Raw genomic sequence first — 22,811 nt, forward strand, 5'->3', positions numbered from 1 at the left:
GCTATTTGCGGTAGACCTGCGCCGGATCGAACAGCCGCTCGGCGTCGACGAAGGACAGGCTGACATTGCCGCCCTCGCCCTTCACGGCACGATAGAAGCAGGAGCGCCGTCCGGTGTGGCAGGCGGCGCCGATCTGCTCGACCTTGATCCACACCGCGTCCTGATCGCAATCCATCCGGATCTCGATCACGCGCTGGGTCTGGCCCGAGCTCTCGCCCTTGCGCCACAGCGCATTGCGCGCGCGGCTGAAGTACCAGCCTTCGCCGGTCGCGATCGTCTTGCGCAGGGCTTCGTCGTTCATATGCGCGACCATCAGCACGTCGCCGGTCGCGGCATCGGTCGCGACGCAGGTCACAAGACCTGTCGCGTCGAATTTGGGCTGGAAGGCCAGCCCTTCTTCGCGGTCGTGATCGTGGGTCGATGCGGACACGGAAAACCTCGCTCAGGAAAATGCGAGGTTACCGGCTCGGCCCTCGCACCAGGGACAAGAAACGCTGCTGCTCCGCCGGATTGTCGCGGAACATGCCGGTAAAGCGGCTGGTGAAGGTCGATGCACCATGCTTGGCGACGCCGCGCACCGACATGCAGGTATGCTCCGCCTCGATCAGCACGGCAACGCCACGCGGCTTCAGCACCTCGTCGATCGCGGCCGCGACCTGCGCGGTGAGATGCTCCTGGGTCTGCAGGCGGCGGGCGAAGATGTCGGTCAGCCGCGCCAGCTTGGAGAGACCCACGACGCGCTCCACCGGCGTGTAGGCGATATGCGCCCTGCCGTAGAACGGCATCATGTGATGCTCGCACTGCGAGGTGAATTCGATGTCGCGGACCAGGACGAAATCGTCGTAACCGGCGGTCTCGCCGAAGGTGCGGTTCAGCACTTCGGCCGGGCACTGATGATAGCCCTGATAGAGCTCGTCATAGGCCTCGACGACGCGGCGCGGCGTGTCGAGCAGGCCCTCGCGGCCGGTGTTCTCGCCGATATAGGCGAGCAGCGTCTTCACGGCGTCCTCGGCCTCCGCCCGCGACGGGCGCGGCTGATCGGCACGGACGGCCGCCGCCATGAATTCTGAAGGGTCGAGTTCGCTGGCCTTCGCATCGGCCGGCTTGTTGGGGCGAATCGGTTTGATCAAGGCGTCCATGTCTTCTCCGTTCGACCGGCCAGGCATTTGCCCTTGGACCGGATGTGTCACCGGGCAGACGGGGCGGATCGTCGAACCGCCGGGCGCCTGAGTCCCATCTTTGTAGCACCGCCGCGGCGCAAGTGACCCGCGGTGGAAGCATAGCCGGGCTATGTTTCGGACGATGCCGTTCATATATAGGACGGTGAGACCCAGCCGCCAAGAGCGCCCGGCACAGCCGGAACCAGGCACCTGCCCCCATGCTGAACGACATTTATAACAAGCGGATCATTGAGTTGGCCGGCAATATTCCGCGCCTCGGACGGCTGGCCGAACCGGACGCCAGTGCCACCGCTCATTCGAAATTGTGCGGTTCGACCGTCAAGGTTGACCTCAAGATGGACGGCCCCGTGGTAACGGACTTCGCCCATGACGTGAAGGCCTGCGCGCTCGGCCAGGCTTCCTCCTCGATCATGGCAAGCCATGTGGTCGGGTCGACCGCGGATGAGCTGCGCGAATTGCGCGAGACCGTCCGCAAGATGCTGAAGGAAAATGGCCAGCCTCCGCAGGGTGGCAAATGGGCCGACATCGCGCTGCTCGAGCCGGTGCGCGACTACAAGGCCCGCCACGCTTCCACCCTGCTGACTTTTGATGCCGTGGTCGATGCGATCGGCCAGATCGAGGCCAAGGCAAGGCAGCCGGCGTAAGCCCGACCGCCAGCCTCAACCTTACTGCGACGGCTGGACCGGCGTCGGCGCGGCGGTGCCGCCGGTCGGCACCACGGCCTCGGCGGTCTTGGTCGCCTTCGCGGCTTGTGGCAGCGCCTCGCCTTCCATCGCGCTGCTCGCGAAGCGATCGGCGTTCTTCGGCTTCGCCTCGGCGACCGGGATTGCGTTGTCCTGATGCGGCAGCACGTCGGCGACCGCATCGGTGGTGACGAGATTGGTCAGCCGCAATTCAGCCGCCGACAATTCGTGCAGGTCTTCCCATGGCGGCACGCTGAGTGCGAGCGACAACAGTTCACCCGCCCCACCCATCTCGAAGGTGTATTTGGCAAGACGGCCGATATCGCGCTCGACGATCATCAGGTCCTGCGCGGTGTAGCTGGCGGCCTTGGCGTCATCGGCGCGATCGCCCATCCAGATTTGATGCACCCGGATGTGCGCGGCCGGTGGAACATAGCGCGTCTTGCCCGACAACAGCAGGAACACGCACATTGACTCGCAATAGGCATCCGGCAGCACGCTGGCGCGGTCGCCCTGCGCGGCCGCATTGACGACGCTGGTGCCGACCGTTGTCAGAGCGCCGAGACCGCGGAAGCGGCGGCCGAGCGCGATCGCGTCGTTGACCGAGCCGCCGCTGGAGTCGAGCACGATGGTGGCACCGTTGAGCTGGCGGCTGCGCGCGAACTCGTCGAATTCCTTGGGGCTGTCGGCCGTGATGATGCCGACCGCCGACACCCAGCCGCGGCAATTCGGCTGGCAGGCGATCCAGCTGAACTTCATCGGCAGCTTACGTTCTTCGAGGGTCGAGTTGGTCTGCGTGGAGTTACCCGCCCATGTGGCGGTGCCGGAAACCGCAAGGCAAAGGGCAACGGCGCCGGTGAGCACCCAACTGCGCAATGAAAGCGAGTTCGCGAGCCTCAATTTGGTTCCTTCCCCCAAGCCCTTGGTGATGCGAGCGGTGGCAATGGCCCCATAGCAATGCGCCACGAATCTGTCATCGGCGCGTAATGGGAACGGTAGCGTTGCTGACCTGGACCGTCCATAGAGCCCTTGCTGCAGCGCGACCGCTGCTGTGCAATAGTGGCCAACTGTGGCGTAAATATCTGCAATTGAACAGTTCCTTAGCTTGGAACCCCCGCAAGATTACGTACATACTTGCGTATGTCACCGACCGATCATTCAACGACACACCATCCGCGATGCATGGACTGTGCCACCACCATGCGCCGCATGCCGCGCAACCTTGGCCGCGCCTTGATCTGGATCTATCGGCACACGCTGTCGCCGCTGGTCGGCTACAACTGCCGGCATCTGCCGACCTGCTCGGTCTATGGCGACGAGGCGATCGAGCGCTTCGGATTATGGGCCGGCGGGTGGATGACGCTGGCAAGATTGCTGCGCTGCCAGCCCTGGGGAACCTCCGGCATCGATAATGTCCCGCAGACGAGGCCGCCTGGGGCGCACTGGTATCTGCCCTGGCGCTACGGCCGCTGGCGCGGCGTCAACGACAGTTGATCGATTGCTGCGGCGCTCCCAAGCTCGGCGCGCATTGCTGTCCGGCGGAACTGTGGCGATACTTGGCGCATTGTTTCATTGCCCCTCGGGGAGGAAACAACAATGCGCTGGAAACCCAGCCACAATGGTCACGATCCCCGGCAGGTCGATTTGTTGGCCGCGCTTGCCCTGCTGGTCGTGATCGTTGCCGCCTACGGCTACTTCACCCACAATCCGAAAAAGCCGAGCACGACGGCATTCATCGTGCCCAGCCAGAGCGTGAAGTGGTGACGCGCAACGCGTCTCTCGCGGACCGTTATTCACTTCGCTCGAAAACGCTCTCGAGCGCGTCAAGCGCGAGGCTCACTCGGCTGCGGCAGCGCGCACCGTCTGTCGCGGCCGCGTCATGACCACGACCGCAAGGGCCGCCGCGACCAAGGCCGTGGCCACATAGCCCGCGCTGTAGAGCCATTCGCGCGCGAACAGCAATCCGCCGATCGCCGAGCCGATCGCCTGGCCGATATACAGCACCGAGGTGTTGAGCGAGACCGACGCCGACGCGAGCGTCGGCGCCGCGCCGACCAGACGCACCTGTTGCATCGAATTGGTCGACGCAAAGCCGAGGCCCCACACCGCAACCGAGGCGGCCATCAATGCGTAGGCACCGGCGCTCAGCGCCCAGCCGGCCACGCCGGCGAGCAGCAGCACCGTGAACAGCACCGACGTCTTCCAAGCGCCCCAGGAATCCACGATGCGCGTTGCGATCGCAATGCCGACGAACCCGAAGATGCCGTAGAGCGCGAACACGATCCCGACGGCGTCCGCGTTGGCACCGGTCAATTTGCCAAGCAGCGGCCCCATGAAGGTGAACACCACGAACTGGCCGGACATCTGCAACGTCGTGATCGACAGCAGCAGGATAACGGTCGGATTGCGGCCGAGATCGGCCCAGGTCCTCAAGTCGACCGGCGCGCCATGCAACCCGCCGGGCAACCGCCACCACAGCAGCAAAGAGCTCACGAGCCCGGTCAGCGCGATCGCGCCATAGGTCACGCGAAAACCGTAGCGGCTTGCGATGAAGGTGATCAACGGCAGCCCGATCGCGGCGGCGAGCGACCAGCCGAGGAAGATATAGGCGATCGTGCTGCCGCGCTTCTCCACCGGCACGATCAGGGCCGCGGTGCCGGCCGCCTGTGGCGTGTAGAGGACACCGACCGCGAGCATCATCAGGCGGATGATCAGGAGACTTTCGTAATCCGGCGCGAAGGCCGATGCCGCGTTGGTCAGCGCCAGCACCAGGAGCGTCGCCGTCAGCAGCGCCCGCCGCTCGAACCGGCTGGTCAGCCACGCCGTCACCGGCGAGCCCACGCACAGCACGATCGCGCCGAAGGTAATCAGGAGACCCGCGGCGTGGATCGTGACGCCGAGCCCGTTGGACAGCTCCGCCAGCATGCCGGCCGGCGCCAGCACCGAGCAGCCGGTGACGATATTGCCGAGCATCAATGCGGTGGGAGCGAAGCGTTTCACGCCGCGTTGATAGCAGACCTCGAAATCAATGCAACTGCATCTAAATGCATAGCACGTGATCGATGGCACGTGATCGAATGGCGCCTCTTGCACTCATGGCGACGGCGATGCGGCCGGCACCGCGTTGACGCTCGGCGACACAGCGGCTGGCAACGGGCTCGCAGGCTTCGGGCCGGCGCTTGCTGCCGGGCACGACGCCAATAGCTGCGTCCAGCCCTGCTCCAGCCCGGTCGTGTCGATATCGATTGTCGCGAAGTCAGGTTTGAGATCGGACTTGATACCGGACTTGCCGTCCGACAACGGCGTGCTTTCGCCGATCTGCAGATGCGGGACCGCCAGCATCGCCTTGACGATGTCCGACCCCACCGGGTCGCTCCAGACCTCGTATTTGCCGAACCGCGCCGGCAATCTGCCGAATGCGATCGCCTTGGCGGCGCCGGCCATCATCACCACAGTGCTTTTGCCGGCGGCGCCCTCGTCGAACTCGCGCACGAACATCAGCCGCCCGCGATCCTTGTTCTCGCAGAACAGGCGCCACTCCATCATGCGGAACGAGCTGCCGTCGCCTTTTCTCTGCTGCGCGATCTTGCGGACATAGGGCCGGGTTTCCTTCTCCACCGCCCACAGCGTTTCCGGCAGCGGCCGCGTATCGATTCCAAATCGATAGAGCTCCGGCCGCGTCAGCACGTGCAGGTTCTCGAACTTCACGGTCCGGATCAGCTCGCTGAGCTCATGGCTGATTCCCATCGCCGCGAGGAACAGGTTGCGGTCGCGATCGGCGCTCACCATCTCGCGCCGCCTGAAATCCGCGATGACCTGCGGCGGCGGATGCCCGTGGACGACGAACATCAGCTTGGAGTTATGCACCGCGAGCACCGAGTCGGGTGCCACTTCACGGTTGGTCGCACCCAGGAACAGATAGGCGCAGGCCGAAACGCACATCGCGTTGCGCGTGGTGAGTTCGGCCTCGACCTCGCCTTTCACAGCCTTGATCTTCTCGCAGGCGGCGTCGATCTGCGTGCCCGTCGAACAGGCCGGCACGCTGGTGCGGCCGACCCGGGCAATCGCGTTGCGAGCACGCAGGAACCGCGCGATCGCATAGGACTGCTCGACGTTTCCGCCCGGCGAATGGAGGTAGATCGGAAGCTGCGGGTCCTTGACGACAAGCAGAAAGCTGCGAATCCGCGCCGCGGCATTCCGATCGATCTCGCCTTCGATCGCGATCCAGCGATCGCAACCGGCGCCGCAGGCATTCGCCGGTCCCTTGGCGAGATAGATGGTCAGCCTTTTCGCAAACCCGGCCTTCTCGACCGGTGCTTCTTCCGCCCGCAAGACGCCCGGGACCAGAAGCAACGCCACGAAAAGCAGGAGACGGGAAAACATGAACCTTGCGGATGGCGCGATGGCGGGAGAGTGGACATTCGACGTTAAACGATGATCGGCAGCGTCGCAACGCTTGGTGCCGTCAGGTGCAGGCGAGCTTCTCTCGAATCGGTGCGGCCGGAGGCCCAATTTCTTGATATTGCCGGATTGCAGGCGTCAAATCCCCTGCTATACCGCTGCTTCCGCTTACCTGCGCTCGTTCGCAGGAGTGAGCTACAGGAGACATCGATGGCAGACACGCCCAAATCCGGTTCCGGATTCCAGTACAGCCTCTCTAACCTCAAACCCGCAGAACCCGTGAACAAGATCGCCCTCACCTTCCCTGATGGAGCGAGGCGCGATTTCCCGAAAGGGACCACCGGCCTCGACATCGCCAAAGGCATTTCGCCCTCGCTCGCCAAGCGCACCGTCGCGATGGCGCTCGACGGCACACTCGCCGATCTCAACGATCCGATCGAAGCCGACGCCAAGATCGAGTTGATCAGCCGTGAAGATCCCCGCGCGCTGGAACTGATCCGGCACGATGCCGCGCACGTGCTCGCCGAAGCCGTGCAGTCGCTGTGGCCGGGCACCCAGGTCACGATCGGCCCGGTGATCGAGAACGGCTTCTATTACGACTTCTTCCGCAATGAGCCGTTCACCCCGGAAGATTTTGCCGCCATCGAGAAGCGGATGCGCGAGATCGTCGCGCGCGACAAGCCGTTCACCAAGGAAGTCTGGGATCGCGAGAAGACCAAGCAGGTGTTCCGCGACAAGGGCGAGGCCTTCAAGGTCGAGCTGGTCGACGCGATTCCCGGCAACGAGCCGATCAAGATCTATTTCCAGGGCGACTGGTTCGATCTCTGCCGCGGCCCGCACATGACCTCGACCGGCAAGATCGGCAACGCCTTCAAGCTGATGAAGGTGGCCGGCGCCTATTGGCGCGGCGATTCCAACAATCCGATGCTGACCCGCATCTACGGCACGGCATTCGCCAAGCAGGAAGATCTCGACGCTTACCTCAAGCAGATCGAGGAAGCCGAGAAGCGCGACCACCGCAAGCTCGGCCGCGAGCTCGACCTGTTCCACTTCCAGGAAGAAGGCCCCGGCGTGGTGTTCTGGCACCCGAAGGGCTGGACCATCTTCCAGCAGCTGATCGCCTATATGCGGCGCCGGCTGCTCGGCGACTACAGCGAGGTCAATGCGCCGCAGATCCTCGACAAGGTGCTGTGGGAGACCTCGGGCCATTGGGACTGGTACCGCGAGAACATGTTCGCGGCGCAGTCCGCCGGCGACGAGGCCGAGGACAAGCGCTGGTTCGCGCTGAAGCCGATGAACTGCCCGGGCCACGTGCAGATCTTCAAGCACGGGCTGAAGAGCTACCGCGACCTGCCGCTGCGGCTCGCCGAGTTCGGCGTCGTGCATCGCTACGAGCCGTCGGGCGCGATGCACGGCCTGATGCGGGTGCGCGGCTTCACCCAGGACGACGCCCATGTGTTCTGCACCGAACAGCAGCTCGCCGATGAGTGTCTCAAGATCAACGAGCTGATCCTGTCGACCTACGCCGATTTCGGCTTCGACGGCGAGCTCACGGTCAAGCTCTCGACGCGGCCCGAAAAGCGGGTCGGCACTGACGAGATGTGGGATCACGCCGAGCGCGTGATGGCGACCGTGCTGTCGGAGATCAAGGCCAAGGGCAGCAACCGGATCCGGACCGAGATCAACCCGGGCGAAGGCGCGTTCTACGGGCCGAAGTTCGAATACGTTCTGCGCGACGCCATCGGCCGCGACTGGCAGTGCGGCACGACCCAGGTCGACTTCAACCTGCCGGAACGGTTCGGCGCGTTCTACATCGATCACGACGGCTCGAAGAAGGTGCCGGTCATGGTGCACCGCGCGATCTGCGGCTCGATGGAGCGCTTCATCGGCATCCTGATCGAGCACTATGCCGGCAACTTCCCGCTGTGGCTGGCGCCGACCCAGCTCGTGGTCACGACCATCACCTCCGAGGGCGACGAGTACGCCAAGGTGGTGGCGGCCGCGGCGCGCCGCGCCGGCCTGCGCGTCGAGATCGACCTGCGCAACGAGAAGATCAACTACAAGGTCCGCGAGCACTCGCTGGCCAAGATCCCGGCCCTGCTCGTCGTCGGCAAGAAGGAAGCCGAGACGCATTCGGTCTCGGTCCGCCGCCTCGGCAGCGAGCGGCAGACCGTGATGCCGACCGATGAGGCGATCGCCGCGCTGGTGGATGAAGCGACACCGCCGGACGTGAAACGGGCGCGATCGGTCGCCTGATCTTCACAATCGGTCTAAACTGCCTTTCGTCGGCCTGGTCGCGCCCCCATCTTGGGGGCACGACTCCACTTGAAGGACATTTCCGTGCCCGATGCCATTGAACTCCTGAAGACGCGCCGCTCGATGAAACCGCGCGAGATGACCGGCCCCGGCCCGTCCGCGGCCGAGCTCGAGACCATTTTGACCATCGGCGCGCGCGTGCCCGACCACGGCAAGCTGGCGCCCTGGCGCTTCATCGTGTTCGAGGGTGAGGCCCGCGGCCGCGCCGGCGACGTGATCGCGAAGGTGTTTGCCCGCAAGAATCCCGGCGCGCCCGCCACCGACATCGAGGTCGAGAAGAAGCGCCTGACCGATGCGCCGCTGGTGATCGGCGTGGTCTCCTTCACCAAGCCGCACCCGAAGGTGCCGCCGTGGGAGCAGGAATTGTCGGCCGGCGCCAGCGCCATGAACATCGTCACCGCCGCGACCGCGCTCGGCTACGGCGCCTGCTGGCTGACCGGCTGGTTCGCCTTCGACCGCGACGTGCTCGACGGTCTCGGCCTGAAGCCGGACGAGAAGCTCGCTGGGCTAATTCATATCGGCACGCCGACCAAGCCGAGCGAGGATCGCCCGCGCCCGGTGCTGTCGGATATCGTGACGCGGTTCTAGGCCGTGTACCCACAAACCAGACCGCGTGATGCGAAGATGCCTGCGTCGGCTTTGCCGCTATAGCGACCAAGTTCGTGCGCAGCGCAATATGCGGCAAAGGCAGTCATTCGGGCACGCCGGCTATTCGCCACGCTTGGCCCAATTTCTCGACATCTTCGAGCCGGCGAAATGGCGAGCTTTTGATGCCGGAAATGCGCAAAGCGGGGTCGGTTTGCAGGACGGCGTCGCACGCGCGACGGGCTTCGGCGATGCGCCCGATCATCGCCAAGCTCGACATCAGTATTCGCTGCGCGCCCGGAAAATTCGGCTGGCGCTGGATGGCGCTCGTGGCGCGGGACAGAGCTTCCTCATACCGCCCGGCAAAGAAATGAGCGAAGGCCATCCCGGTTTGCGGAATGAACAGGTGGGGATCGACCGGGCTCAAGCGAATTGCTGCCGAGAATTGCTCGATCGCTGCATCGTGATTGCCGAGAAAAACCTGTGCCCAACCTGCCCACAGGCGCGCCATGGCCAGATTGGGATCGAGTGCAATGGCCCTTGCGGCAAGAGCCGAGCCGGTCTCCGGCTCTTCGAGCATGTAGGAATAAACATGTGCTGCGTGCGCAAGCACCAGAGGATCGTCCTGGTCGAGATGCACCGCTCGTTCGACCAGTTGTCGGCTTTCGGCCCGCTCCTTTGCCGCGTCCTCGATCCATCCGAACCCTTTCTTCTGACCAAAAATGTTGGCTCCAGAGGCGTAGGCGACGGCAAATGCAGGATCGAGCGAAATGGCAAGTTTAGTCATCCTGAGAGCTTCATCGCTGCCCTCCCGTGTCCACTGGTAGATGCTGAACTTGGAGCGTAGATAATAGTCATAGGCTTGGAGGCTTTCGGTCGGTTTGCGCCGTGCGCGCTCTATCTCGGCCCGCTCAAGCTGCGGAGACATCGCGCCTATCACGGCGCTCGTCAGGCGATCCTGCAAATCGAAGATGTCTTCGAGCTCGCCATCGAACTTGTCCGCCCAGATGTGCGCGTCCGTGGACGCGTCGATCAATTGCCCGGTCACACGAATCCGTTTTCCGGCCTTGCGCACGCTGCCTTCCAGTACGTAGCGGACACCAAGCTCACTACTGATCCGCTTGATGTCGACGGCTTCGCCCTTGTAGGTGAAACTCGAATTCCGCGAAATGACGAACAGCAATTTCGATCGCGACAGTCCCGTGATGATATCCTCGACCATGCCGTCGGCGAAATATTCCTGCTCCGGATCGTCGCTTAGATTCAGGAAGGGAAGCACCGCGATCGAAGGTTTGTCGGGAAGCGCAAGGACGGGTCTCGGGTGTTCCATCGGACGGTCGTCGGCGATCGGCGCGCCGGCGGGTCCTTGCGCTTGCAGGATGGGTCCGACGAAACGGAAGCCCTTTCGCGGCAGTGTCTTGATCAGGCGCTGTTCCTGGCCGGAATCGCCGATCGCGTTCCTCGCGGCATTGAGGCGAGTTGTCAGCGCTTCGTCGGACACACTGCGCCCGTTCCAAATGGTATTGATGAGGTCGTCCTTGCTGACGACGCGCTCCCGGTTGCGGATCAGATAATCGAGCAGGTCGAATACCTTTGGCGCGATGGCGACGACTTCCGCGCCGCGATGCAACTCGCGGCGGTCCGTGTCGAATACGTAGTTCTCGAACAAATAGCGCAAGCTGCCGTTCCCCAAGTGGCCTCCGATCGTCGAGGCACAGCACCGGTCGCAACTCCAAGAATAAGCTGCCGGTAAGGAAAAAGTAAGCCGTAGGTCAGGCGTGCCTGCCCATGCCTTGGCACTCTCGTCTGACTGAAAATACCCCCGAAGAGACGCTCGAAACTTGGAACAGGTTATGTCGGAATCGATTCAGGCGGCTGCTCAGTGCCTTCCACCGCATGCTCGACTGATACAGATGGGGACAGGCGGCGCGGTCGCCAATGTCGTGCACATCGCGGCGAAGCTTGGGTTGGCTGATAAACTTGCTGATGGACCAAAGAGTGCAGTGGAGCTGGCCGGCCCATCAGCTCTGCACGCCCCGTCCTTACACAGATTGATGAGGACGATGGCCAGTCTGGGGCTTCTCACCGAAGGTGAACGACTGCGATTTTCGTTAACGACGCTCGGTGAGGCATTAAGGTCGGACGCTCCGGGCTCGGCAAGATCGACCTTGCTGATGACAGGAAGTAGTTGGGTCGGAAGTGGCTTCGCCAATCTACTTCATTCCTTGCAAACGGGCCGTACAGGCTTCGAAAAAGCACAGGGGATGCCGTTCTTCGACTACCTTGCTCAACATCCCGAAGACGCTTCAGTGTTTAGTGAAGCAATGGTTGGGCTTCATGGAGCAGAACCTCCAGCTGTCGCGGCCGCCTACGACTTTTCTATGTTCGAGACCGTCTTCGATATTGGAGGGGCATCTGGCAATATGCTCGCCGCTATACTTGGACGATACCCAGAGCCTCGAGGCTTGTTATTCGATCGGCCGCACGTCGTGGTCGATGCGGAAAAGTTGCTCAGAACGAACGGTGTTACGGGTCGCGTAACCGTCGAGGCTGGAGATTTTTTCCTGTCAGTGCCCTCGGGCGGCGACGCTTACATCTTGTCGCATATCTTGCACGATTGGAACGATGACCGGTGCCTGGCAATTCTAGGTCATTGTCGCAAAGCCATGAAGCCGGATGGACGACTGCTGATTGTCGAGATGGTCCTGCCTCCCGGTGACGCTCCACATCCAGGGAAGATACTGGATATGGTGATGTTGGCATTGATCGGTGGGCAGGAGCGCACAGAAACCGAGTACGCCAGTCTATTGGACAAGGCTGGTTTCCGCCTCAGTCGCGTCGTGGCAACACAATCACCGGTGAGCGTCGTAGAAGCCGTTCTGGCCTAAGTCCGCAAGGTCCGCTTGGACTCACCGGGGGCCGCAGGTTGATATCAACTCGCGTCAATCAGGCTATGGCTGCGCCTTAATGGTTCCGCGTCCTAGTCAGGCGCAGCATTGTAGCCCGCATCAGCCAACGGGTCGCGCGAACGCGAGCCCGATGACAGATATGCGGGACCCGCGCCGCGGGTATCGCTTCGCTCACCCGGGCTACGAGGTCCGAGTCATTGCCGGGCATGACGCGTTGGACGCGCCTAAGCCGCCTTCGACGCGCGCTCCGCAAAGCCGCGCAGCAGGGCCGCAATCTCGTGCCCGGGCCGCGCCGCGCTGAACAGGAAGCCCTGCACTTCGTTGCAACCCTCGGCGCGCAGCCAGTCGAGCTGGTCTGTTGTCTCGACGCCTTCCGCGGTCGTGGTGATCTTGAGGCTGCGGCCGAGGCCCGAGATCGCGCGCACGATCGCCAGGCAATCGGAGCGCTGCGCCAGATCCTTCACGAAGGAGCGGTCGATCTTGATCTTGTCGAAGGGGAAGCTGCGCAAATAGCTCAGGCTGGAATAGCCGGTGCCGAAATCGTCCATCGAGATGCTGACGCCGAGCTCGCGCAGCTGATGCAGGATCGCGAGATTGGCCTCCGTCTCCGCCAGGAACACCGACTCGGTGATCTCGAGCTCGAGCCGACGCGCCGACAGGCCGGAATGCGCCAACGCCGAAATCACGGCCTGGACCAGATTGCGGCTGCGGAACTGCACCGGCGACAGATTGACCGCGACCTTCACGTCGGCGGGCCACTTCATCGCCTCGGCACAGGCCTCGCGTAGCACCCATTCGCCGAGCGCGACGATCAGGCCGATGTCTTCCGCAACCGGGATGAACTCTGCGGGCGAGATCATGCCCTTCTGCGGGTGCTGCCACCGCAGCAGCGACTCGAAGCCACTGATGCGGTCGGCGGCGATGTCGACCAGCGGCTGGTAGTGCAGCTCGAATTCGCCGTTGCTGAAGGCGGCGCGCAGATCGCGCTCCATGTCGCGGCGCTTCTGCGCCTGCTGATCCATCTCCGGCTCGAAGAAATGATGCACGCCGCCGCCGTCGGACTTGGCGCGATACAGCGCCATGTCGGCATTGCGCATCAGGTCTTCCGACGTCGTGCCGTCGCCCGGCGACAGCGCGATCCCGACGCTGGCGCCGACCACGACTTCGAGCCTGTCGATCTTGTAGGGCGCGCTCAGGGCATCGATCAGCCGCTCGGCGAAAGCGCTCGCTTCGTTCGGCGAGACATCCGCGGCAAGCACGATCGCGAACTCATCACCACCAAGGCGGGCCGCGACATTGTCGTCGCGGACCACCTCGCGCAAACGCTCCGCCACCAGCTTGAGCAGCCGGTCGCCCATCGGATGCCCGAAGGAGTCGTTGACGTTCTTGAACAGATCGAGATCGATGCACATCACAGCGACGCGCCGATTGCCGGAGCGGCCGCGCTCCAGCGCCTCGCGCAGGCGCTCCTGGTAGAAGTCGCGGTTCGGCAGGTTGGTGAGACCGTCATGGTGCGCCATGTGTGCGATCCGCGCTTCGGCGGCGCGGCGTTCGGTGATGTCGACCACTGCGACCAGATAGCCGTCGCGGCCCTCGAACGCCACCCTGCGTCCGAAGGTCAGCACATGGATCTCGATGCCATCAGCCTTGATGTGCCGCCAGTCGCGGCTCGATTGATAGACGTCGCCGACCTCGCGCAAGGCGGCGCTGTGCATGGCCCACTCATCCTCCGGCCAGATCTGGCGCAGCGTCATGCCGAGAAATCTCTCCCGGCTGTACCCATAGTGCTGAACGGCGGCGTCATTGACGCTGAGGAACTCCATCGTGCCGGCGTCGAATACCCACATCGGCATCGGGTTGTTCTCGAACAGCAGACGGAACGACTGCTCGCGCTGCTTCAGCGCGGTGACGTCGGAGACGGTCAGCGACAGCATGTCGCCGAACGCCGTGACGCCGAGCCGCAGGCAGCGATCGCCGCTGTCGATCTCGAACTGGCCGCCAGGACCGTTGCCGACGAATCCGCTTCCGACGAATCCGCGCAGGCGGTTCATCACCGCCGGCGCCGCGAGCGGATTGCCGCCGGCGCTGAGCCGGCGCCACAGCAATTCGGTCGCGGGCTGCATCAGGAGCCTTGCGGCACCCTGGTTGAGATGCACGATCTGGAAGTCGGCCGCCTCGCCCCGCGCGTCGCGGATCGCGGCGAGCGACAGCACGCCCTCGTCGGTGGCCGAGAAGATCGTATCGAGAAGATTGTACTGCGCATTGCGCTCGTTGACATAGACGCCGACCAGGATGCCGCCCCAGCGCGACCGCGTCGGCAGCGCCAGCACATCAAAGGTTCGCACCAGACCGTCGCGCACGCAATGCGCCGACGCGAGATAGGGCCGGCAGTTCTCGCGCGCATTCGCAGCAGCTTCGGTCAATGCCGTCGCGCAGTCCGGCGGCAGCGCGCTGAGTGGAATGTCCCAGCGCTCGTCGTTCAGCCAGGTCTGGACGTAGCGGCCGGTGTGCGAGACGCTGAGCACGCCGTCGACGTTCCGCAGCAGCACGATGTGATCGGCAAGCCGGCCAAGACTGCCGAGCATCACGTCTTCATAATGCGGCAGCTTTTCACCGGGACGGACTGCCGCCTGCCACTTCCGTTGCAGAACCGGAACGTCGGCGAACATCTCGGAATTGAACTTGGCCGAAGTCTTTGCTGATTTCTTGTTGGCCATGATCATGGCACGCCCCGTTCACGCAAACGCCGGAGCATGATCCGGAAAGTGCGATACAGCTTTCCGAAGGGATCATGCTCAAGCAAAAAGCCAAGGCGCGATGACGACACAATTTGAACTCAGCGCGCTTTAGTCCCCGTGGCATCCAAGTCATACCGCGGCTTAACGCCATGTAAAAATAGCGAGCCCGTGCGTCGCCGCCAGCGATTATGACAGCTCAAACTGGCGCGATGGTTAGTTCACGTTAGAGACTATGACAGCTGCATGAATGCAGCGCAGCCGGGCGTCAGCGCGCCACGACCTCGACTTCGCCATCGACGCCGTTGACGACGTTGAAGGGACGCTCGAACACCTTGCCCTCGTTCTTGGCGATCGCACGATACTCGCCTTCGGAGAGCACGACGCGCGGGAACGCGCCGATCGATTCCTTGATCACGTCGCCGCCCGGCGTGATCACCGACCATGCGGTGTTGGCGAGTGCTTCGCCGCCCTTCTCGCTGACCAGCTTGAGGGTGATGACGGCCGCGCGATGCGTGACGGTGACGTCGGTGAGCTTGCCCGCCGCGACGCGAATGTCGGAGCGCACCACCGAGTTGGCGTCACCATAGTTGGAGACGATGTAGTAGGTGCCCTCCGGCAGCAGCGCGACGTCGCCGGCGGACACGTTTGGCACCAGCGGGCCGCGGTCCGAGCCGTCGAACTGGCTACCCTTGTAGATCGCGAACGAAATCTGGTTGGGCGGGATCTTGCTGGACCCGACCCGGCCTTCGATCCGCAGGCCCCCGGCCGGCAGCACGAAGGATTCGCGGTCGGTTTCCGACTTCAGGCTGACGGCGCGGACCGCGCTGACGAGGCCGAGCGCGACATGGACGACATAGTTGCCGGGCGGCAGCACGAGGTTGGGCGTCGCGCCGCGCTCCTCGCGGATCAGCTTGTAGGTGCCGTTGTCATCCGGCTTGTCGGCGAACACCCGCCACACCAGCCCGGCATTGATCACCGGCAGGTCCTTGCCGTATCGCGCCGTCAGCGACAGCACCGCCTGCCCGGCGGTCGGCGAGCCGGCCGGCGGCGTCACCGGAGGCACGGTCGCAATCGACGGCTGGACGATGGTCGGCTGGGTCAGCGGACCGGGCAGAACGGGCCCCGAACCGGGCCCGGACGGCGGCGCCAAATTGAGCGCGGGGCCGGACGGTACGTCCGGAACCGAGGCAGGCGGGATTGGCGGTGGCCGGTCGCTGAAGAACTGCGCCGACACGGAAGTCGGGATCAGGGCGAGCAAAAATGCCGCAAGCGTCAATAGCGGAAGGAGCCGCGTGCCCCGCCCGCATCCGCCGATGCCGTTGCCCCTCGAAGTCATCACCATGCTTTTCAACGAAAACGCGGCAAATTCAAGCCTTCGTCCAATGCTTTGTCACAGTCCCGGGGGCACTGTCCCCGGTTTGGAACCGCTCGATCAAGCCGATGTTAGTCCTATCGTCGCGGTCCAGTCACATTCCCTGCCTACCGCGGTCCACCCGGGGCATGAATCATGCCTGTGGGGGAATAACCATGAAACCGGACGACGCTGGCGCAGCGATGCCGCGCGGCCTAGTCTCGCGCTGGCAGGAGATTTGCCGTGTTGGATAGCTGGATGGGCCGAGGCCAAAAGAGCTCCGACGGCGCCGACAAGGTAGGGCTGGGAACGGTTCGCCGGCCGGTGATCGGGCTTGCGCTCGGGGGCGGCGCCGCGCGCGGCTTTGCGCATATCGGCATCATCAAGACCCTGCTCGCCCATGGCATCGTCCCCAACGTGGTGGTCGGCACCTCGATCGGCTCCGTGGTCGGCGGCGCCTATGCGGCCGGCCACATCGACAAGCTCGAGCAGTGGGCCCGCAGCCTGCAGCCGCGCAGCGTGCTCGGCTACCTCGACATCCGCCTCAACGGCTCCGGCCTGATCGGCGGCGCCAAGCTGGCCGCCGAGATCGAGGCAGCGCTGGGCCAGGTCATGATCGAGGATCTCGCGATCAAGTTCGCCAGCGTCGCAACCGAAGTCCGCACCGGGCACGAGATCTGGCTGACCCAGGGCCGCGTGGTCGACGCCATGCGCGCCTCCTACGCCCTGCCCGGCATCTTCGCGCCGGTGCTGATCGGCGACCGTTGGCTGGTCGACGGCGCGCTGGTCAATCCGGTGCCGGTTTCTGCCGCCCGCGCCCTCGGCGCCGAGATCGTCATTGCAGCGAACCTCTCCAGCGACGTGTTCGCGCATTCGACCACGATCTACAATCACGGACCGTCCGCCGCGCCCGAGGTGACAGTCGCGGTGACCGCCGAGGCAGAAATCGAGCCGGAACCTCCGAAGCGGCGGTTCGGCCGCTTTTTCTCCGCCGAACGGACCGTGAAGCGGGAGTTTTTCGGCAGCGCCAGCCGGCCCGGGATCTCGAGCGTCATGGTCGACGCCTTCAACATCATGCAGGACCGCATCACCCGTGCGCGCCTCGCCGGCGATCCGCCTGACATGCTGATCTCGCCGCGCGTCGGTCAGATCGGCTGGTTCGACTTCCATCGCGCCGACGACCTGATCGCGCACGGCATCCGCGCGGCCGAACGCGCCATCGGCGCGATCGAGGAAGCGATCGATATCCTGGTGCCGCCGTCCAACGGCGCGGGCACCACCGGGAAATAGCGCTCAGGCGGTCTTGCTCAGGCGGTCTTGATGTAGTCGCGCAGCGCTTCCTGCTCGTGCTCATATTCCTGCACGCGGCGCTTGACGACGTCGCCGATCGAGATCAGCCCGACCACCTTGCCGTCCTCGACGACAGGGAGATGGCGGAACTTGCCGGTGGTCATCATCTCCATCAGGCCGCTGACGGTATCGGACTCGCGGCAGCTCACGACCTTCTTGGTCATCACCGCGCTCACCGGTTCCTCCAGCACGCCCGCGCCGCGCTCTGAGAGCACGCGCACGATGTCGCGCTCCGACAGGATGCCTTCCATCCGGCCCTGCTCCATCACCAGCACGGCGCCGATCTTGCGCTCGCCGAGCAGTTTGACCGCGGCCGAGAGCTTCGCGCCGGGCGCGACGCTCATGACCTGATGGCCCTTTGCATCGAGAATGGAACGTACCGTCATTGCCGCCTCCCTGAATCCGCTCGCGCCCGCTTCAGCGGGGTCGAGCCTGTTCGCCAGAGTCTTCAATCAACAGTTCCGCGCCGATTTCGGTTCCGGGGGCGCGGTCGGTAGCTGGGCTTGATGTGTCGGCCCGCTTTGTTCTGTGTCGCAAAGATGATGATGGAATTCGAACCGAGCCGCAAGCGGCGATCAGACGCGGCCGGACTAGTCCAGCGACGACGCAACCGCAGCATCATCTCGCGCGCGCGGAATCGGATCGAACAGCGAGAACAGCAACAGCCCGGCGAGGAAGCCGCCGATATGCGCCTGCCAAGCGACGCTCGCGTCCTCAGCACCGAGCGACAGCGAGGTGGCGCCGAACAGGATATTGACGCCGAACCAGATCGCCAGGAACGCGAGCACCCGCCCGTTGCGCAGCGCCCGCCACAGCGACAGCGCGGGCACCTTGGCGGCCGCGTCGGCATCGCCGCGGCTGAACGACAGAAAGCTGCCCTTCACAAAGGCGAAGCGCATCGCCGCCGCCATCGTCCCCGACACCGAGGCCGACGCGCCGATCATCGGCGCAATGGCGTGCTCATGGGTCAACAGATGCGCGAGCGCGCCGGCGGCCGCCGTCACCGCCATGAAGACAAAAAAGCGCACCGCACCGAAGCGCCGCGCCAGCGCGCTGCCGAACGGCAGCAGCCACAGCACGTTGAAGCCGATATGCGTAAGGTTGGCGTGCAGCAGCGAATAGGTGACGAAGGTCCAGACCTTGGCGCCGTCTCCGCCCGGGAAGGTGATGTCGAGCAGCGTCGAATCGTAGCGCTTCGGGATGAAGCCGAAGACGTCGATGGTCCAGTTTTCCATCTCCGGCGGCAGCAGCACCCGCAGATGGATCACCGCGATCAGGAGGATGTAGGCGGTGAGCGCCGGCGGCAAGGTCAGGATCGGCTCGCGCGGCGCCTCCGGCGGCGGCTCGAGCGGGGATTCGGGATGGGAGTCCAAGGGGTCGGCGACCTCGCACGCGGCTGTGCATCCCAGATAGGCGGCTTTCATGCCGCTGTGCAAGTGCACAATCCCGAAATCGGACACCGGGTGTCGCGCGGCGCCAGGATCGAGACGAAAGCGATCGGGACAAAAGATAAAGGAGGGCGCTGAGAACGCCCTCCCCGATCGGCTGGTCTTCTCGTGCCCCAGAGGGATCGGGAGAACATCCCCACCCCTCCCCGCACGGTGACCAAACTGTTTGACGCCACCTGTGTACCAACCACGCCGGCGCTTGGGCAGCCGGCGAACGGGAACGCGCGGACCCTACGCGGAGGTTCCGCGGCCGCCAAGGACATAGTTAAATTTACGTTAACAACACAAAGCTGCCGATAAGCCGCCCAAACCGCGGCCACGGCATGGACGCTGCACAGCCTTCCCTGCACAACAGAGAAGGGAAGGCGCCTGAGCAAAACCGGGACAGATGTGTCCCGCCGAGCCCAGGTGCCGGGCAAGGTTCTTTAGATGAAACACAGCTCGAGCCGCGAATTCTTCGCCTATTGGAATGCGAAGCGCGGCACTGCGCGTGCACCCGACCGGAGTGAATTCGAACCGTCCGCGGTGCGCGAGCTGCTGTCCGACATCTTCGTGCTGTCCTATGACGGCGAGACCCGCTTTCCGTTCCGCGTCGCCGGCACCCGCACCTCCGCCCTGCTCGGCTGCGACCTCAAGAACCGCAGCTTTTCCGCCCTTTTCACCGACGAGAGCCGCGGCGAGATCGAAGACATCATCACCTGTGTCGTCGAAGAGACCCTGCCGGCCATCGCCGGCATCACCGCCACGACCGAAACCGGCTCCAAGGCGCACCTTGAGTTGCTGCTGCTGCCCTTCACCGCCCGCGTCCATATGCCGGCGAGCCTGACCGGCCTGCTCGCCCCGTTCGAGGATGACGTCACCCGGCTGCACGACCTCGTCCTGACCTCGTGGCGCTACCTGCATCCCCAGGAGCGGCTGGTGCCGCGGACCCTGCGCAAGCTCGCGATCGCGCGCGGCCTCATGGTCTACGAAGGACTGCGCTAGCCCCCGACGCCAGCCCTCAGCCCTCGTCCGGCGGCGAGACCGGCCACGCCGGTCGCTTGCACCGCGGGCCGCGGAACTCTATTAGCTGGTTCGCCGCCATGGCGGGGGTGATCCGCTTATTGCAGCTGCGGCCGGGCTGGGCATGTTTCGCAATTCGATCAGGCAGAAGATCGTCGGCATCGCCGCGGGACTCATCGTCCTCGCGGTGATCACCTCGCTGCTGTCGATGGTGATGGCGGGCCAGGTCGGCCATCTGCTGGATGAGCTCACCAACCGCTACATCCCCGCCTATGGTCATCTCGCCCGCGTCAACATCCGCTCGCTGGAGCGGTCTTTGGCGATGCGCCGGATGATGATGGCGAAGATGCAGGCGCCGGGGGAAGCCAGCGGCTACGACGCGGCGCGCAAGACCTTCGACGAGATCGAGCCCCAGATCAAGCGCGAGGCCGACGCGGCGCGCGTGCTGATCGATTCGATCATCGCCGATCCCTCGACCCCGTCGGACAACGCCGCCCTCGGGCGCCTCGATGACCGCATCGACAATGCCGTCAACGATCTCCTGATGCGCCTGAACGCCGAGAACAAGACGCTGCTCGACCAGCTCGACGCCCAGGACTTCGCGGCCGCGAAAGCGACCACGCTGCGCGCCGACGTCCTGCGCGACGACTTCAACAACAAGATCGAAGGCATTCGTACCGACATGCTGGCGCAGGTCGCTTCGGCCGCCGCGAAGGTGATGAGTGCCCAGCAGCGGGCGATCATCATCTCCGGTGTCGTGACCGGGATTGCCGCGATCCTCGGCTTCGTGTTCGCGATGCTGGTCGGCAGCGGCATTACGCGCCCGGTGATGCGGCTGCTGGAGGGCACCCGCGAGGTCGAGGCGGGCCGCCTCGACGGCACCATCGCGATCACGACCCAGGACGAGATCGGCCAGCTGTCGGCCGCCTTCAACCGCATGATCGAGACGCTGCGTCACAACCAGCGCATCCGCGAGACCTTCGGCCGCTACATCAATCCGCGGATCGCCGAGGGCCTGCTCGAGCAGCCGGCGATCGCCGCCACCGAAGGACAGCGCCGCATCATGACGGTGATGTTCTGCGACATGAAAGGCTTCACCAGCCTGAGCGAAGGCGTGACGCCGCGCGGCCTCGTCAAGATCATGAACCTCTATCTGTCGACGATGTCCGCGCCGGTCCACGCGCATCGTGGCATCATCGACAAATATATCGGCGACGCCATCATGGCCTATTGGGGTGCCCCGTTCGTCGAGGAGGCCGAGCAGACCCATCTGGCCGCGCTTGCCGCCATCGACATGATCGGCCAGGTCAGCCAGCTGCGCAAGGATCTGCCCGAGCTGCTCGGCGTGCGCGCCATCCCGGCCGACTGCGACATCCGCATCGGGATAGCCACCGGCGAGGTCCTGGTCGGCAGCATCGGCTCCGAATTCATGATGAGCTACACCGTGCTCGGCGACACCGTGAACCTCGCCTCGCGGCTGGAAGGCGCCAACAAGTTCTACGGCAGCCGCAGCCTGATCTCGGAAGCCACCGGGAGCGCCTGCGCCGCGACCATCGAGCTGCGCGAGGTCGACCGCCTCGTCGCCGTCGGCCAGACCCAGCCGGTCGCCGTGTTCGAGATCCTCGGCAAGAAGGATCAACTGACGCCGGCGCAGACCGAGTTGCGGCAGCGCTACGCCGATGGTCTCGCCGCCTATCGCGACCGCCGCTGGGACGACGCCGAGCAAGCTTTCACTGCGGCACTGGCTGCGGCGCCGGGCGACGGACCGTCGATCGCCATGAAGGCGCGCGTCGCAGCGTTCAGGCAAAATCCGCCGGCGGCAGATTGGGACGGCGCCTGGCACCTGGAGCAGAAATAGCGAGACTTGCAGCCCACATGAACCAACTGGTCGCGCGAAATGCGCGCGATGACGGGCTCCGCGATATGCGGAAAGAAAGATCCCGGATATCGCTTCGCTCATCCGGGCTACACGCATTGACGCTGACCTGCCCTTCACACTGCCCTTGTGCGACCGGCGCGATTCTAACACCGATGTTAGTTTCGGCTCCGCCGTTCGATGGTGCGAACAAAACATTCGGCGCACGTGCAAGCACGAGCTCCGGAAGCGACAGTGCGATTGCCGCATCGGCAAACAATTTTTCAGAACGCGCGGAATGTCTCTCGCGATCGGGAGTTAGTGCTTCAGATCAATGACTGTCCACGTCAAGTCGGGAGATGCGCATGATCAAGTCACCGATGAAGCTCGCAATGCTTACGGCATTTCTGACAGCGCCGATCATCCTGTTCCCACCGCACACCGCCCTCGCCGCCGGTGGAGGTGGTGGCGGCGGCGGAGGAGGAGCAGGCGGCGGAGACTTCTACGGGTCGAGCTACAGCACGCCTGCGCCGGCCTATCCCCAGCAGAAGGACAGAAAGACCACGCACAGGGTCAAGAAGCCGATCAAGCAATCCGGCTTCGATGATCCGGCATTCCGCGACGGCTATCGCGCGGCCTATGCGACGATCTACGAACGCAACGACTACGCCGCCGCGATCGATCAGCTGCACACGCTCGGCCGCGACGATCATCCGAACGTCGCCAACCTGATCGGCTATTCCTATCGCAAGCTCGGCGACTACAAGCAGTCGCAGGTCTGGTACGAGCGCGCGCTGAAGGCCGATCCCAACCACGTGCTGACGTGGAACTACTACGGCCTGTGGCAGATCGAACAGGGCAACCGCGACCAGGCGCAGTATCATCTGCAGCGGATCGCCGAGATCTGCGGCACCGACTGCGAGGAGTATCGCACGCTGGCCGCGGCACTGGAGAAGCCGCCGGGTACGAACCTCGTCTACTGAACGCACCGG

The 22,811-nt window shown here is 64.3% G+C and carries 20 protein-coding genes; 10 read left to right on the forward strand and 10 right to left on the reverse strand.

Annotation, left to right across the window (positions count from 1 at the left end):
• Position 1 precedes the first annotated feature (1 nt).
• Positions 2 to 430: a phosphoribosyl-AMP cyclohydrolase gene (gene hisI, locus ACVIGB_RS12815; protein ID WP_229167966.1), complete on the reverse strand. Its 429-nt coding sequence runs from the start codon at positions 428 to 430 to the stop codon at positions 2 to 4.
• Positions 431 to 458: 28 nt separating this feature from the next.
• Complete coding sequence (gene folE / locus ACVIGB_RS12820) at positions 459 to 1,139, reverse strand: GTP cyclohydrolase I FolE (RefSeq protein WP_456722415.1); 681 nt, start codon at positions 1,137 to 1,139, stop codon at positions 459 to 461.
• Between the two features lie 239 nt (positions 1,140 to 1,378).
• Here folE and ACVIGB_RS12825 point away from each other — a divergent pair, with 239 nt between their 5' ends.
• Positions 1,379 to 1,825 (forward strand): iron-sulfur cluster assembly scaffold protein, encoded by a 447-nt coding sequence (locus ACVIGB_RS12825; RefSeq protein WP_298373163.1) that lies wholly within the window; start codon positions 1,379 to 1,381, stop codon positions 1,823 to 1,825.
• A 21-nt stretch (positions 1,826 to 1,846) separates the two neighbouring features.
• On the opposite strand, the gene ACVIGB_RS12830 is transcribed toward ACVIGB_RS12825, so the two are convergent.
• On the reverse strand, positions 1,847 to 2,764 hold the full coding sequence (locus ACVIGB_RS12830; RefSeq protein ID WP_456722414.1) for a hypothetical protein: 918 nt from the start codon (positions 2,762 to 2,764) through the stop codon (positions 1,847 to 1,849).
• Between the two features lie 282 nt (positions 2,765 to 3,046).
• On the opposite strand from ACVIGB_RS12830, the gene yidD reads away from it, so the two are divergent.
• Together yidD and ACVIGB_RS12840 are read left to right on the forward strand one after the other, a co-directional pair.
• Complete coding sequence (yidD, locus tag ACVIGB_RS12835; protein WP_456722413.1) at positions 3,047 to 3,358, forward strand: membrane protein insertion efficiency factor YidD; 312 nt, start codon at positions 3,047 to 3,049, stop codon at positions 3,356 to 3,358.
• A 102-nt stretch (positions 3,359 to 3,460) separates the two neighbouring features.
• Entirely contained in the window at positions 3,461 to 3,628 is a 168-nt protein-coding gene (locus ACVIGB_RS12840) for a hypothetical protein (RefSeq protein ID WP_456722412.1), read from the forward strand.
• Between the two features lie 72 nt (positions 3,629 to 3,700).
• On the opposite strand, the gene ACVIGB_RS12845 is transcribed toward ACVIGB_RS12840, so the two are convergent.
• The gene (locus tag ACVIGB_RS12845; RefSeq protein WP_456725189.1) at positions 3,701 to 4,837 is read right to left on the reverse strand and encodes an MFS transporter; all 1,137 of its coding nucleotides are present in this window, start codon (positions 4,835 to 4,837) and stop codon (positions 3,701 to 3,703) included.
• A gap of 120 nt (positions 4,838 to 4,957) precedes the next feature.
• Positions 4,958 to 6,247: an ATP-dependent Clp protease proteolytic subunit gene (locus ACVIGB_RS12850; protein WP_456722411.1), complete on the reverse strand. Its 1,290-nt coding sequence runs from the start codon at positions 6,245 to 6,247 to the stop codon at positions 4,958 to 4,960.
• Positions 6,248 to 6,475: 228 nt separating this feature from the next.
• Here ACVIGB_RS12850 and thrS point away from each other — a divergent pair, with 228 nt between their 5' ends.
• Both thrS and ACVIGB_RS12860 read left to right on the forward strand, forming a co-directional pair.
• Positions 6,476 to 8,521 carry a threonine--tRNA ligase gene (gene thrS / locus ACVIGB_RS12855; RefSeq protein WP_456722410.1) on the forward strand — a complete coding sequence of 682 codons (2,046 nt, stop codon included), beginning with the start codon at positions 6,476 to 6,478 and terminating at the stop codon, positions 8,519 to 8,521.
• An 84-nt stretch (positions 8,522 to 8,605) separates the two neighbouring features.
• Entirely contained in the window at positions 8,606 to 9,169 is a 564-nt protein-coding gene (locus ACVIGB_RS12860; protein ID WP_176530462.1) for a nitroreductase family protein, read from the forward strand.
• 103 nt (positions 9,170 to 9,272) lie between these two features.
• Here the strand turns inward: ACVIGB_RS12860 and ACVIGB_RS12865 are convergent, their stop codons facing one another.
• Entirely contained in the window at positions 9,273 to 10,844 is a 1,572-nt protein-coding gene (locus ACVIGB_RS12865) for a winged helix-turn-helix domain-containing tetratricopeptide repeat protein (protein ID WP_456722409.1), read from the reverse strand.
• A gap of 175 nt (positions 10,845 to 11,019) precedes the next feature.
• Here ACVIGB_RS12865 and ACVIGB_RS12870 point away from each other — a divergent pair, with 175 nt between their 5' ends.
• On the forward strand, positions 11,020 to 12,054 hold the full coding sequence (locus tag ACVIGB_RS12870; RefSeq protein WP_456722408.1) for a methyltransferase: 1,035 nt from the start codon (positions 11,020 to 11,022) through the stop codon (positions 12,052 to 12,054).
• A 245-nt stretch (positions 12,055 to 12,299) separates the two neighbouring features.
• Here the strand turns inward: ACVIGB_RS12870 and ACVIGB_RS12875 are convergent, their stop codons facing one another.
• Positions 12,300 to 14,798 carry a putative bifunctional diguanylate cyclase/phosphodiesterase gene (locus tag ACVIGB_RS12875; RefSeq protein WP_456722407.1) on the reverse strand — a complete coding sequence of 833 codons (2,499 nt, stop codon included), beginning with the start codon at positions 14,796 to 14,798 and terminating at the stop codon, positions 12,300 to 12,302.
• Between the two features lie 280 nt (positions 14,799 to 15,078).
• A complete protein-coding gene (locus ACVIGB_RS12880) occupies positions 15,079 to 16,149 on the reverse strand; it encodes a hypothetical protein (RefSeq protein ID WP_456722406.1) in 1,071 nt (356 codons plus the stop codon).
• Between the two features lie 258 nt (positions 16,150 to 16,407).
• Here ACVIGB_RS12880 and ACVIGB_RS12885 point away from each other — a divergent pair, with 258 nt between their 5' ends.
• Entirely contained in the window at positions 16,408 to 17,454 is a 1,047-nt protein-coding gene (locus ACVIGB_RS12885; RefSeq protein ID WP_425304804.1) for a patatin-like phospholipase family protein, read from the forward strand.
• Between the two features lie 17 nt (positions 17,455 to 17,471).
• Here ACVIGB_RS12885 and ACVIGB_RS12890 read toward each other — a convergent pair whose 3' ends face one another.
• Both ACVIGB_RS12890 and ACVIGB_RS12895 read right to left on the reverse strand, forming a co-directional pair.
• Positions 17,472 to 17,900, reverse strand: a complete 429-nt coding sequence (locus ACVIGB_RS12890) for a CBS domain-containing protein (protein ID WP_092115142.1) — start codon at positions 17,898 to 17,900, stop codon at positions 17,472 to 17,474.
• Positions 17,901 to 18,104: 204 nt separating this feature from the next.
• Positions 18,105 to 18,938: a rhomboid family intramembrane serine protease gene (locus ACVIGB_RS12895; protein WP_456749143.1), complete on the reverse strand. Its 834-nt coding sequence runs from the start codon at positions 18,936 to 18,938 to the stop codon at positions 18,105 to 18,107.
• Between the two features lie 453 nt (positions 18,939 to 19,391).
• Here ACVIGB_RS12895 and ACVIGB_RS12900 point away from each other — a divergent pair, with 453 nt between their 5' ends.
• From ACVIGB_RS12900 to ACVIGB_RS12910, 3 genes are all read left to right on the forward strand, one after another.
• Positions 19,392 to 19,946: a PAS domain-containing protein gene (locus ACVIGB_RS12900; RefSeq protein WP_092115143.1), complete on the forward strand. Its 555-nt coding sequence runs from the start codon at positions 19,392 to 19,394 to the stop codon at positions 19,944 to 19,946.
• A gap of 142 nt (positions 19,947 to 20,088) precedes the next feature.
• Entirely contained in the window at positions 20,089 to 21,822 is a 1,734-nt protein-coding gene (locus ACVIGB_RS12905; protein WP_456722405.1) for an adenylate/guanylate cyclase domain-containing protein, read from the forward strand.
• 362 nt (positions 21,823 to 22,184) lie between these two features.
• Positions 22,185 to 22,802 (forward strand): tetratricopeptide repeat protein, encoded by a 618-nt coding sequence (locus ACVIGB_RS12910; RefSeq protein ID WP_456722404.1) that lies wholly within the window; start codon positions 22,185 to 22,187, stop codon positions 22,800 to 22,802.
• Positions 22,803 to 22,811 lie beyond the last annotated feature (9 nt).

This window comes from Bradyrhizobium sp. USDA 4341 (assembly GCF_054063755.1).